The sequence below is a fragment of the Christiangramia sp. LLG6405-1 genome, assembly GCF_045055805.1.
In the GTDB taxonomy this organism is placed as follows: domain Bacteria; phylum Bacteroidota; class Bacteroidia; order Flavobacteriales; family Flavobacteriaceae; genus Christiangramia.
In genome coordinates this window covers 313,519-325,630 of the sequence record NZ_CP159330.1, presented here as the reverse complement: position 1 = coordinate 325,630, position 12,112 = coordinate 313,519, and the positions used below count along the sequence as shown (strand labels likewise).

Here is a 12,112-nt window from a genome sequence, read left to right as displayed (position 1 = left end):
TCTGATTTCAAAAATAGCCGTTTGTGATTAAAGTGATTGCCAGTAGATGCTATATTTTGTATTTTCGTGAACCTGAAAAAAAATGCAGATGAAAAAGATTCAAATGGTTGATCTTAAAGGTCAGTTCGAAGGTATAAAAAATGAAGTAAATGCTTCTTTCCAGGAAATTATGGAAGAAACATCTTTTATCAATGGCCCTCATGTGCATGCATTTCAGAAGGATCTTGAAGAATATCTGGGTGTAAAGCACGTTATTCCTTGCGCTAACGGAACCGATGCTTTACAAATAGCTATGATGGGACTGGGACTAAAACCAGGCGATGAGGTCATAACTGCTGATTTTACATTTGCCGCTACCGTTGAAGTTATTGCCTTACTTCAACTAACTCCGGTGCTAGTGGATGTAGATCCCGAAACTTATAATATTGATCCTGACAAAATTCGAAAGGCGATCACACCAAAAACCCGCGCTATCGTACCTGTGCATTTATTCGGACAGGTGGCAAATATGGATGCGGTGATGGAGATTGCTAAAGAAAATGATCTTTTCGTTATTGAAGATAACGCACAGGCTATCGGTGCTAATTATCATACCCGGGAAGCCAAAACATTCAAAGCTGGAACCATGGGTGATGTGGGAGCTACCTCATTTTTCCCAAGCAAGAATTTAGGTTGTTATGGTGATGGTGGAGCTATTTTTACGAATAATGATGAACTGGCACATACTATTAGAGGTATTGTAAATCATGGTATGTATGAACGCTACCATCACGATGTAGTTGGAGTGAACTCGAGATTAGATAGTTTACAGGCAGCAGTATTAAAAGCCAAATTACCAAAGCTGGATATCTACAACGAAGCGAGGAAGGCAGCTGCATTTAAATACACAGAGGCATTTAGAGCTCATGAGCAAATTGTCACACCTTACCGCGAAGATGACTGCGACACTCATGTTTTTCATCAATATACTTTAAGAATTCTTGATGGCAAGAGAGATGCACTGGCAAAACACCTTCAGGAGAAAGGTCTGCCCTTCGGAATTTACTATCCTATTCCATTACATAAGCAAAAAGCTTATGCTGACGAGCGTTATAATGAGGCAGATTTCCCTGTAACCAACAGGCTTGTGCAGGAAGTGATCTCCCTACCTATGCACACGGAGCTTGATGATGAGCAAATTGATTATCTTACGAGTACAGTAATCGATTTTCTAAAATAATCTCATGAAAAATATACTTATAATAGCAGTCGCTGTTTTGTTCAGTTTGAACTCAATGGCCCAGCAAACTTATATCCACGCTGGAAAATTGATCGACACTAAAAATTCAAAAGTACTAGAAGAGCGTACCATCATTATTGAAGGTAATAAGATATCTTCCGTAGAAAAAGGTTTTAAAAAGCCTTCTAATGATAGCATACAAGTCATCGATCTTAGAAATAAAACGGTTCTTCCCGGGCTTACCGATATGCATGTACATATGGAAGGAGAATCCAGTCCTGGTGAGTATATAGAAAGCTTTACAAATAACCCGGCTGATAATGCCTTCAACTCTGTAGGTTTTGCTGAAAAAACACTGATGGCTGGTTTTACTACCGTTCGCGATCTTGGAGGTTCTGGTATAAATATCTCTCTTCGGAATGCCATAAATAAGGGGAAAATCGCTGGTCCAAGAATTTTCACGGCCGGCAAAAGTCTAGCAACAACTGGAGGTCATGCAGATCCTACTAATGGAGTTAATGCTGAATTAATGGGAAATCCTGGACCAAAGGATGGCGTAGTGAATAGTCTGGAGGATGCAAGAAAGGCGGTTCGCCAACGCTATAAGAATGGAGCTGATCTTATCAAGATCACTGCTACTGGAGGAGTTCTTAGTGTTGCGAAGAGTAGTTCGAATCCGCAGTTTTTTACTGAAGAGATTGAAGAAATAGTTAAGACAGCTAAAGATTACGGTTTTCATGTGGCCGCTCACGCACATGGTGATGAGGGAATGCAGCGGGCTGTTAGAACAGGAGTGAAAACCATCGAACATGGTACTTTAATGAGTGAAGAAACCATGGACCTTATGAAGCAGATGAATGCATACCTCGTTCCCACCATCACCGCCGGAAAGGAAGTAACTGAAAATGCGCAAATCGAAGGCTATTACCCGGAACTTGTAGTTCCAAAAGCTCAGGAGATTGGACCTAAAATTCAGAATACTTTTGCTAAAGCCTACAAGAGGGGAGTACCAATTTTGTTCGGTACAGACGCAGGTGTTTTTAAACATGGAGAAAATGCTCGCGAATTTGAATATATGACCGAAGCCGGAATGCCAGTTATGGAAGCAATCATTTCAGCTACCATCACTCCTGCGAAAGTTTTGAATATGGAAAACGAAAGCGGACAGATCGCTAGTGGTTTTTATGCAGATATCATTGCGGTAAACGAGGATCCCACTCAAAATGTTTCTACCCTAAAAGAAGTGGTATTTGTCATGAAAGAAGGAAAGGTGTACAAGCAGGAATAAAGGTAATATTAGAACTAATATTTTAATTTAGATACTATGCGGTTTTAAATCTTAACTAGCTTAGTTAGATAACATAAAAAGCCCGATCACTTGAGATCGCGCTTTTTTTAATTAACGTTTAAGGTGTGCTTCTCTGAGATCAGCTTGCCATCCAGAGTCATACCTTCGATATAAAGAATTACTTTTCTTGTAAGGTATTTAGAATCTTAAAACTGGCTTTTCCATTTCGATTTATTTCTAAATCTACTAGCCAATCTATAGCGCCATAGAGATCAAAAGACTCTGAGTTATAGGAATTATATTTTGGAGCATAGAACGCTCTATTCTTGGAAAACCCATTATTCGTTATAATATCAGAAAAAGTTTCTTTACTTGAGACCTTTCTACCACTTCCTTTTTTTGTGGTAATCTCAATCACACCATTAAAGCCATTCATGCCATAACCAGCTCCAGAAGTACTAACTATTATGGATTGTACTTCAGATGTGAGTAAAGTTTTTAACGGACCTATATCTGAACCTAGATTTGCCCCATTGAAATAAATTTGTGGATAGGCACCGAGTCCTTGGCTACTTTGTATAAAATTTTTTGGACTTTTGTTCTCTATGATCAAAGAGCCATATCCACCTTTCAGTACTCGAAATCCTTGAGTTGCTATATAATCTATGATTAATCTATATTTTTGTTCAAGTTCTTCAGTAATTACTACATCAGGATTTATGATTTCCAGATCTTTTTTATACTTATCCCCGTCTTTATTTAGGCCAGTTAATTGCACGGTATCCAGTGCAAACGCCATTGGATCTTCAGTAAAGTTAGTTGGAATTGATTTATACTTTTTCAGTAAGGGACTCTTGGTTGTTGGAAGAAAATCAGAATGTTTATCATCATTTTTCAAGGGATATACATTAGCTAAAATTGCAGGTTTGGAGATCGAACCATTTTTTTCATTGATTAATCCAAAAGAAATGGCAGTGCTATCTAAAATGTAGGTATTTTTTAGTGAAAATTGATCACTTTCATCAATTGGTATGATTTCAGATAAACATGTTTCATTAGATATTACATAGAGGGACTTCTCTTTGTTTCTATTTCTATTAGGTACAGTTCCTTTAAGCTCAAAACCTACCTCTCTTTCAAAAGATTTCTTTATATCATAACTATAAATATGTTCCCATTCGTATTTGCTCCATCCCTGAGTAAGCATTAATAAATCAATATCCTCAATAATATTTTGTTGATTGCCTTTAGAGAAGTAGTAAGATGCATTCTCAATTGTTCCTTTTAAATAAGGCTTTAAATAGAATGCCGAAAGTATATTGTGAATGGATTCGTAAGAAATAGACTTTACAGGTAATACTGAAATACTTATAGAACTATTTTTTACTTTTTGATCTGCTATGAGCTCCAGTTGAATTGAATCACCTATTTTTTTCAAAAAATTTGATTTCAAGTTAACTCGTTTAATGCCCTCCTGATTAAAAACCTGACGTTCTACTATTGGATGAAAAGAATCGTCAAACACAGTAAATGTGTTCACTCCAGTATATAATGAGTCTTTCTTCCATTTTATGTCGACACTTTGTATTCCTCTGGGAAATTGGAAAGCAAAGTGTTTAACTTTTCCAGCCTGGTGAATAGCCGTATAGTATGTCTTATCCTGTACTTGAATGGTATCATTCGTAGAAACAGAGAAAAGAAAGGAATCATCCTCGTTAGTAGTTATCAGGTTTAATCCTTGAGGAGCTACTTTAGTAATTTTCTTGGTTTCAATATTTCCATTGGCGGTCATTACACTTATTTGATAGTCCTCCTTAGGTCTAGGTGTAAAACTGAATTTAGCTAATCCAAATTGGTTAGACTCAAAACGGGCTATCACTTCATCTTCAGAATTAAGCAATTTTCCATTGATAAAATTTAGTCCATTCCCATATTGATCTAATAATTTTACTCCCAGAGAATTTTTTATATTTTGAATTAAATGTCCTCCCTCTGGTAATACCTGGAGGTCATTCTGTTTTTCTTTACTGCTGATTTCATGGTTCTCACCAACAATATGGAAAGCTTGAAGAAAACTAAGGTCTTCTTTAAAGTTTTTCATGTAATTGGTACGAGCTCTCAGATAAAATTTCCCGGGAATAAATTTTTTAGCTCCCATTTCAATAAACCCAAAGCCTTTTCCTGCAGTGACTAGTATCGTTTGGGTATTTAAGACCTTACCATCAGCATTTAGAACATCTATAATTAAATTCGCTGTTTCTAAACTTGGCAATCCGTATTAAGATTTTTAGCATAGACTGAGAACCAGAGATTTTCATAAGGAAGAATATTTGTCTTATTTAAATGAACAAATAGGAGTTCCCTGTCCATTTTGAAATAGTTCACATAACTATCTCCAAAATCTTGTAGATTTGATACGTTCTTTTGGGCTGTTAAATTTAAATTCATGCTTAAAATGATAAACAGTAAGACAGTTTTACGCATCAAAGGGTGAGTTATGTTATACAGTGAGTTTTGCCCGATACCTTATCAGTTTGGATAAGGTTTAATACAAAAACTTTAATTAGTGTCTATTTCTATTATTTCAGAAATTAATGTTCCCTGGTTTGTAAATCCTTCAATATAAAGATTGATCTTTTTTTGTAATGTATTGAGAATTTTAATATCGGTAAAATCTTCACCAATTTGAACTACAGGTTCCCAGTTTATAATTCCATACTCAATAAATGTACTGGCTGTATAAGAATTGTATTTTGGGTTATAATATTGTTTCTGAGGTGCGAATCCATTATTGGCAATGATATTATCTATGGTTTCTGTATTATTTCCTCTTCTTGAACCCTTCTTTAGGTTAATCTCAATACTACCACCACCAGCGTTTAGTCCTCTTCCTGCAGATGCACTGCTATTAATATATATGGATTCCACCTGGTCTGTAGTTAGAGTGTATAGAATGCTTAGATCGCCAATAAGACGAGCGCCATTTAAAGTGATGTTTGGTTCTGGAGGCAAGGCATTGAAGCTAAAAGGAACCTTAGACCTAATTTCTACATTCGCAGGGGTTCGCCGAACATTAAAACCGTTTTTAGCAATGAGATCTGTAATATAGAAATTGGATCGTATATCTCCTTCATCAATAATAATATACTCTGCCATAGCACTAAGCTTATTACCATATGTGCTTTCAGTTTCTATTTTTTTAGTCCCTTCTAAATTTATGGTGTCCAGAATTTGTCCAGAACTCACAAAACTTTCCGGAATTTCTGTAAGGCTTACATTTGGACTTTTTGCCAGGTTTTCAAGCTCGAATCTAGGGATGCTAGAGTGATATGCCTCAGGTAAGACCTTTAATCTAACTGAAGGTTTTGATAGTTTACTATTTCGATCGTTCAACATACCTACAGAGAATTCTGTACCATCTTCGATGTAGAGGTTTTGGACCTTAAAACTGTTGTCATCCTCAATGTTAATAATTCCGAATTCGCCAGAGACCTCGTTCCTTAAGAACATGTCATTTTCCTTCTTTAAATTTCTTTTGAACACTTTACCCTCTATTCTGAAGCCTTGTGTTCTGGAAATTTTCTCTGCTGGTTTATTCGAAAACACTTCCTGCCATGAATATTTACTCCATCCTTGGGTGATTAGAAGTAAATCGAGATCATACATTCTTCTACGTAAACTGTGGTTGTCTGAGAAATAATAGCCAGCGCTTTGAATAGCACCTTTTACATAAGGGGCCAGATGGAAGGTTGAAACAATATTAAAATCTAGATCATAGGCTTTCGTGGCAGATGGTAATGCGGCAACGCTTATGTTAATTATTTCGTTATTCTTAGACGCATTAGAAAGTCTAATTTTAAGAGAGTCTCCCAGATTTTTAATTCCTGAAAATTTAATAGTAGCTTCTTCCTTGGAATTTTTGTACACTAAACGTTCCAATAGCGGTTGAAATGATTCATCAAAGATCGTAATTGTATTGACGCCTGTAAAAAGCGAATCCTTTGGAAATTTGATGTTAGCTTCCTTACTACTATCCGGGAACTGGAAGGAGAAATCTTTTATTTTCCCATCTTGATGAATTGCTGCATGGAATTTCTTATTAAAAATCGTTGCTGCAGTTGGAGCATTTGTTTTTAGTGAAATGAGTAATTCTTCACTGAAATCCTTTACGGTCAAAGCAATTCCTTCAATCTCAGCCTTGGGTAGTTCTTTTTGTTGTTGGCTGCCGTTTTCTATAACAATAGATACCCTGTAGTCTTCATTAGGTTGAACCAGGATTGGAAAACTAGCCATCCCAAATCTATTCGTGGTGAACCTACTAATAGTATCATTTTCACGTATAACATACCCAGGTAGCTCCTCAAGTCCTTTGCCATCGCGATTGCTTAATTTTACTCCCACAGTATTTCTTACGCCCGAGATCAAATGGCCTCCCTCTGGGAAAAGCTGTAGATCGAATGCGGTTTCACTTTCTTGTTTTCGATTTTTTGCAAACTCTCCAAGAACTTGAAATGGTCTTGTCTGAGATAGAGTTTCATCCTTAGACCGGATATAGTCTGAGGAAGCTTTAATATAATAATTACCAGGATTTAATTTTAAAGAATCTATAGGTATAGAACCTTGGGATTTTCCGTTAAAACTGTAGTAAGTTTTAGTAGCCAGTTCATTCCCAGCATCATCAAAAAGCTGGACGTTTAGATTAGTAGATGTAATGGCGGGTGTTTGTTTATTTAAATCATAGATATATGCGGCAAACCATAGGTCTTCACCCGGTAAAAGTTTTGATTTATATAAATGCAGAAAGGTTGATTCTCTGGAATCTGAGAAAAAATCTTGATATTCTGTCTTTAACTCGTTTGCATTTTGGGGTAGTTTTTGAGCCGTGAGTGTAAATGAAAACAGGGTTACGAGTAACCCTGTTGAAAGTAATTTGAAATTCAATGGTTTCGATTTAGGTTGCGATAAAAGGTTTGTTAAACTTTTTGTAGGGTAGAAATTTAAAACTATCACAAAATACTACAACTTATAGCAACCGTAAAAATTTAATCGATTTATATTTTTATAATTTTACGTAGCCGAAGAAGTTTTCATACTTCTATTGATCTTTTTTACTAATCCCTGAAGTACTTTTCCAGGACCAACTTCAATAAATTCACTGGCTCCATCATTGACCATATTCTGAACAGATTGTGTCCATTTAACTGGAGCAGTTAATTGAAAAACGAGGTTTTTCTTGATCTCTGAAGGATCGTTAACTGCAAATGTGCTTACATTCTGGTAGATAGGGCAAATAGGCTTGGAGAACTCCGTGTTTTCAATAGCCTCAGCAAGATCTTTGCGCGCAGGTTCCATGAGTGGGGAATGAAACGCTCCACCAACCGGAAGTATTAATGCGCGTTTAGCGCCTCTCTCTTTCAAATTTTCACAGGCTTTTTCAACTGCAGGATAAGCTCCGGAAATTACTAACTGACCCGGGCAATTATAATTTGCAGCAACTACCACGCCTTCAGTTTCAGCACAAATAGATTCTACCATCTCATCTTCCATACCCAGCACAGCAGCCATAGTGGATGGTTCCAGTTCACAGGCCTTTTGCATGGCTTTCGCTCTTTTAGCAACCAGCTCAAGACCATCTTCAAAACTCAAGGTTTTATTCGCAACCAAGGCTGAAAATTCCCCGAGTGAATGTCCTGCTACCATATCTGGTTTAAAATTCTCACCTAAGATTTGACTTAATATTACCGAATGTATAAAAACTGCGGGTTGCGTAACTTTAGTCTGTTTTAAATCTTCCGCAGAACCCTCAAACATGATATCTGTAATAGAGAAGCCAAGGATGTCATTTGCTTTTTCAAATAAAGCCTGTGCTTCTGGAGATTTTTCGTAAAGATCAAGACCCATTCCGGAGAATTGTGCTCCCTGACCTGGAAATACGTATGCTTTCATAAAGATTATTTAGGGAAACAAAAATAGGGATAAATAAAAAGACCTCATAACGAAGTTTCGCTATGAGGTCTTATCTAAAAATCTTATGCTAATCAACTATACATTTAGCTTTCCTTTTTCGCCAATATCCTGTTTATCGCCAGTAACTGCTGCCATTCCTAGCTTGAATAAGGTCACCATTTTGCTATCCTTATTATCCCAATAATAAGCTTCCTTTGGGTTTACTTTGATTGCAGTGATACTTGGGTCATCTTCGCCATCAAACCATGCGTTATCTGCTTTAGAATATAATTCCTTGATCACATCTCTATTGGTCTCGATAAATGCTTCACCGTATACACTTAGAAACTCCATATCTGAAGTTCCGCTATATAGTAATTGCACATCTTTATCTTTTTCAATATCACGATTGTGATCGCTATCATTCTTGCTTAGAAACCATACCGCTCCATGATCATCTACTTCTTTAGTAGACATAGGAATTGCGCTAAATGGTTTTTCATCCATGTTCGTAACCAGCATGCAGAAATCTACATTTTCTGCCAGTTCCTTAATTTTTTCTCTTGCCTTATCGTCGTATAAATTCTTAGTACTCATAGTAATTTTATTTTGAGTTGAAGATACTTTAGATACTAATGAAGCTGAGCTAAGGAACTGCTAAAAAAGAGGATAGTCTTGTTAAGAAATGTAAAATCAAGAGTATTTATGGATGATTTCTGTAACCTGCGACCTATAGCTAGTTCCAAAAACATTCAAATGCATAAGCAAATAATATAATTGCCAGAGCTCTATTCTTTGTTCCCAATCATTTTTCAGAGGAAAATAATCTTGGTACGATGAAATCATTTGATCGTCAAAACCACCAAATAGTCTGGTCATGGCAATATCCATCTCTCTGGGTGCATAAGCTACTGCAGGGTCAATGATGCAAGGAGCACCATTCGTATCAACCAGGTAATTGCCACCCCAGAGATCCCCATGAATCAATGATGCTTTTTCCTTCGGAATAATGGATTCACAATTTTTGAAAAGACTGGAAGCATCAGGCAGGTCGTAACCTTTCTCTCTTGCCAACTTCAGTTGAGGTTCAAGACGCATTTCAGTATAAAAACTAATAGCGTCAGTACGATAGGAGTTTTGCTGCGGAAGACTGCCCAGGTAATTATCATGATCCAGACCATATTGATCATGTTGCACAGAATGTAATTGTGCTAGTTGGCTTCCGAAGACTTTCCAGAAATCACGATTTTTAGTGCCTGTCGGGATATATTCTAATAGCAGGTATGAATGATCATCAAGAATAGCGGTTTCAAAGACTTTTGGAATTAGAAAAGCTCTAGGAGTAGCAAGTAATTCCAGGCCCTTTTTCTCTGCCTCGAACATCCCGGGAAATTTTAAAGCAGAATTAAGTTTAAGAACCAGGGATTGATCCTTACATTCTAATTTATAGACCTCATTAATATCTCCACCAGTAAGTGGCTTAAAACTCTGGATATTGAGGCTGTGTTTTTCAGCAATCCTCTCAATGAGATTTTTCCTGCTTTCTTTCATAGGTTAGATAGGTAAACGAGTAGTCGTGTTTTTCATCTTTATCATGAAACTGATCTTTGACTATTTCCCATTCACTTGTATCAATTTCCGGAAAATGGGTGTCGGCTTCAAACTCACCATGAACTCGGGTCAGTTCAATTCTATCCGCATGTTCCATCCCCATTTTATAAATTTCGCCGCCTCCGATTATAAAAGCCTCATCATCCAGTTTGGAAACTTTTAATGCCTCTTCCATTGAATGTACTACAATAGTGTTTTCAGGAGAGTAATCTTCCTTTCGGGTAATGATCACGTGTGTTCTGTCTGGAAGTAATTTCGGGAAAGACTCAAAAGTTTTACGACCCATAATAATATGATGCCCGGAGGTAAGTCGTTTAAATCTTTTGAAATCGTCTGGAAGATGCCATACAAGATCGTTGTCCTTGCCTAGTGCATTGTTTTCCGCTGCCGCAGCAATCATTGTGATCATATTTAACTGTTTATTGGTCTATCCGGATTTCCAGGGGTAATTCTGTTCTGAAAATCTGTATCTGTATTTTTTGCGTGAGTGCTACGATCGGGTAGTGGATGGTCTTTCTCTACTTTGGTTTGAAGTTGAGCGATTTTCTCTTGCTGTTTTTTAACCAGTCTGTCCACCTGTTTTGCTTCCCAGTCTTTTCCCATAAAACTATTAATGATAAAGACATTGAAGAAATGGATCAGGAATAACAGCGTCCATAGTAGAACGGCCCAAACAAACCAGTTATATCCAAGGGGTTTAAAATCTTCCTGGTAACCCACCACGACATTCAATACAATAAGAAAAGCGGCACCAATTAAAAATATTACAAAATGCCGGAACAGTCTTTTTTTCTGTCTTGCTCTCTGCCTGGCATTCTCATAGAGCTCCCTTTGTTCATAATCTATTTTGGATTCGTTTTTCTTTTTGGAAAACATAATAAAAAGTACCTTAGTGTAGTTTCAAATTTACATTTTTATCAAAAGAACTTCCAATAGCTTATGGATAATTTAAGAAAAGGCTTTCCTGTACTTCAGCAATATACATACTTCAACACGGCTGCTTGCGGCTTACTTCCCGAAAAAGTTTGGGAATTCAGGCAGGATCATGACATGGATTTTTTCTTAAAAGCAAGTGTTTTGAAAGAGAAAATGGGAGAGATGCTTACAGGGGTACGGGAAAGTATAGGTTCTTTATATCACTGTGCACCAAACCGGGTGGCTTTGATTCCAAATTTCTCCTATGGCTTCAATAGTATCCTGGAAGGAATCGATTCGGGTGCCAAAATTCTACTGCTTAAGGATGATTATCCTTCGATCAACTGGCCGGTGGAATCAAGAGATTTTCAAGTCTGTTATGCAAACCTGGATAAAGATCTGGAAAATAATATTCTCGAAGCCATCAAAAAAAACAAACCCGACATATTTGCTTTTAGTATTGTGCAGTACATAAATGGGGTGCAACTGAGTTCAAATTTTATAAATGATATAAAACAGCAATTCCCGGATCTTCTACTTATTGGCGACGGGACTCAATACTTTGGAACTGAAGCATTTGATTTTGAAAATAGCGGATTGGATATCGCGATCTCCAGTTGCTACAAATGGATGAATGCTGGTTACGGTAACGGTTTTATGTTATTAAGCGATCGTGTAGAAGGAAGACTGAATCCTAAACATCTTGGTTTCGGTTCGCTGCAAGGGAAGTACAAAGAAAATGAAGGAAATTTTCTTGGGAAGTTCGAACCGGGTCATTATGATACGCTTAACTTCGGAAGCTTAAAAACTGCGATTGAAATTATTCAGAAGATTGGCTGGGATCCTATTGAAGGTCAGATTTCCAAGCTGAGGCATATAGCCCGGGAAAGGTTTAAATCGGCTGGTTTACTAGAAGAATGGGTTGCAGAAAGAGAGATCTATTCATCTCTATTTAATATCAAGGGCGATGAACAACTATTTCAGAAATTGAGATCAGAAGATATTATCACTTCCATGAGAGGAAACGGAATTCGAATTAGTTTACACTACTTTAATTCTGAAAAAGACCTGAATAAGCTGTTTAACGTGCTCGGAATTTAATCTTAAAATTCTGCAGATATTTAATGTTTTCA

Annotated in this window: 10 protein-coding genes; 3 read left to right on the top strand and 7 right to left on the bottom strand. The window is 37.0% G+C overall.

The features are described 5' to 3' along the window. Positions 1-88 precede the first annotated feature (88 nt). A complete protein-coding gene (locus ABVM50_RS01510) occupies positions 89-1,219 on the top strand; it encodes a DegT/DnrJ/EryC1/StrS family aminotransferase (RefSeq protein WP_405199663.1) in 1,131 nt (376 codons plus the stop codon). Positions 1,220-1,223: 4 nt separating this feature from the next. Beyond that, positions 1,224-2,507: an amidohydrolase family protein gene (locus tag ABVM50_RS01505; RefSeq protein WP_405199662.1), complete on the top strand. Its 1,284-nt coding sequence runs from the start codon at positions 1,224-1,226 to the stop codon at positions 2,505-2,507. Positions 2,508-2,685: 178 nt separating this feature from the next. On the opposite strand, the gene ABVM50_RS01500 is transcribed toward ABVM50_RS01505, so the two are convergent. The 7 genes from ABVM50_RS01500 to ABVM50_RS01470 all read right to left on the bottom strand — a co-directional run bounded on the left by ABVM50_RS01500 (position 2,686) and on the right by ABVM50_RS01470 (position 10,940). After that, on the bottom strand, positions 2,686-4,779 hold the full coding sequence (locus tag ABVM50_RS01500; protein WP_405199661.1) for a hypothetical protein: 2,094 nt from the start codon (positions 4,777-4,779) through the stop codon (positions 2,686-2,688). A gap of 287 nt (positions 4,780-5,066) precedes the next feature. Then, positions 5,067-7,448 carry a hypothetical protein gene (locus tag ABVM50_RS01495; protein ID WP_405199660.1) on the bottom strand — a complete coding sequence of 794 codons (2,382 nt, stop codon included), beginning with the start codon at positions 7,446-7,448 and terminating at the stop codon, positions 5,067-5,069. Between the two features lie 126 nt (positions 7,449-7,574). Next, the gene (gene fabD, locus ABVM50_RS01490; RefSeq protein ID WP_405199659.1) at positions 7,575-8,453 is read right to left on the bottom strand and encodes an ACP S-malonyltransferase; all 879 of its coding nucleotides are present in this window, start codon (positions 8,451-8,453) and stop codon (positions 7,575-7,577) included. 96 nt (positions 8,454-8,549) lie between these two features. Then, positions 8,550-9,050, bottom strand: coding sequence for a pyridoxamine 5'-phosphate oxidase family protein (locus ABVM50_RS01485; protein ID WP_405199658.1), 501 nt, complete (start codon positions 9,048-9,050; stop codon positions 8,550-8,552). A 96-nt stretch (positions 9,051-9,146) separates the two neighbouring features. Then, positions 9,147-10,004, bottom strand: coding sequence for a fructosamine kinase family protein (locus ABVM50_RS01480; protein WP_405199657.1), 858 nt, complete (start codon positions 10,002-10,004; stop codon positions 9,147-9,149). After that, positions 9,976-10,473, bottom strand: coding sequence for a dihydrofolate reductase (locus ABVM50_RS01475; protein WP_405199656.1), 498 nt, complete (start codon positions 10,471-10,473; stop codon positions 9,976-9,978). The genes ABVM50_RS01480 and ABVM50_RS01475 overlap by 29 nt, the downstream gene beginning before the upstream one ends. A gap of 2 nt (positions 10,474-10,475) precedes the next feature. Beyond that, positions 10,476-10,940 carry a 2TM domain-containing protein gene (locus tag ABVM50_RS01470; RefSeq protein WP_299154628.1) on the bottom strand — a complete coding sequence of 155 codons (465 nt, stop codon included), beginning with the start codon at positions 10,938-10,940 and terminating at the stop codon, positions 10,476-10,478. A gap of 63 nt (positions 10,941-11,003) precedes the next feature. Here ABVM50_RS01470 and ABVM50_RS01465 point away from each other — a divergent pair, with 63 nt between their 5' ends. Beyond that, positions 11,004-12,080: an aminotransferase class V-fold PLP-dependent enzyme gene (locus ABVM50_RS01465; protein WP_405199655.1), complete on the top strand. Its 1,077-nt coding sequence runs from the start codon at positions 11,004-11,006 to the stop codon at positions 12,078-12,080. The last annotated feature ends 32 nt before the right edge of the window (positions 12,081-12,112 follow it).

Coding starts and splice junctions, on each gene's coding strand:
- ABVM50_RS01510 (WP_405199663.1), top strand. CDS start 89: ATGAAAAAGATTCAAATGGTTGATCTTAAAGGTCAGTTCGAAGGTATA.
- ABVM50_RS01505 (WP_405199662.1), top strand. CDS start 1,224: ATGAAAAATATACTTATAATAGCAGTCGCTGTTTTGTTCAGTTTGAAC.
- fabD (WP_405199659.1), bottom strand. CDS start 8,453: ATGAAAGCATACGTATTTCCAGGTCAGGGAGCACAATTCTCCGGAATG.
- ABVM50_RS01485 (WP_405199658.1), bottom strand. CDS start 9,050: ATGAGTACTAAGAATTTATACGACGATAAGGCAAGAGAAAAAATTAAG.
- ABVM50_RS01480 (WP_405199657.1), bottom strand. CDS start 10,004: ATGAAAGAAAGCAGGAAAAATCTCATTGAGAGGATTGCTGAAAAACAC.
- ABVM50_RS01475 (WP_405199656.1), bottom strand. CDS start 10,473: ATGATCACAATGATTGCTGCGGCAGCGGAAAACAATGCACTAGGCAAG.
- ABVM50_RS01470 (WP_299154628.1), bottom strand. CDS start 10,940: ATGTTTTCCAAAAAGAAAAACGAATCCAAAATAGATTATGAACAAAGG.
- ABVM50_RS01465 (WP_405199655.1), top strand. CDS start 11,004: ATGGATAATTTAAGAAAAGGCTTTCCTGTACTTCAGCAATATACATAC.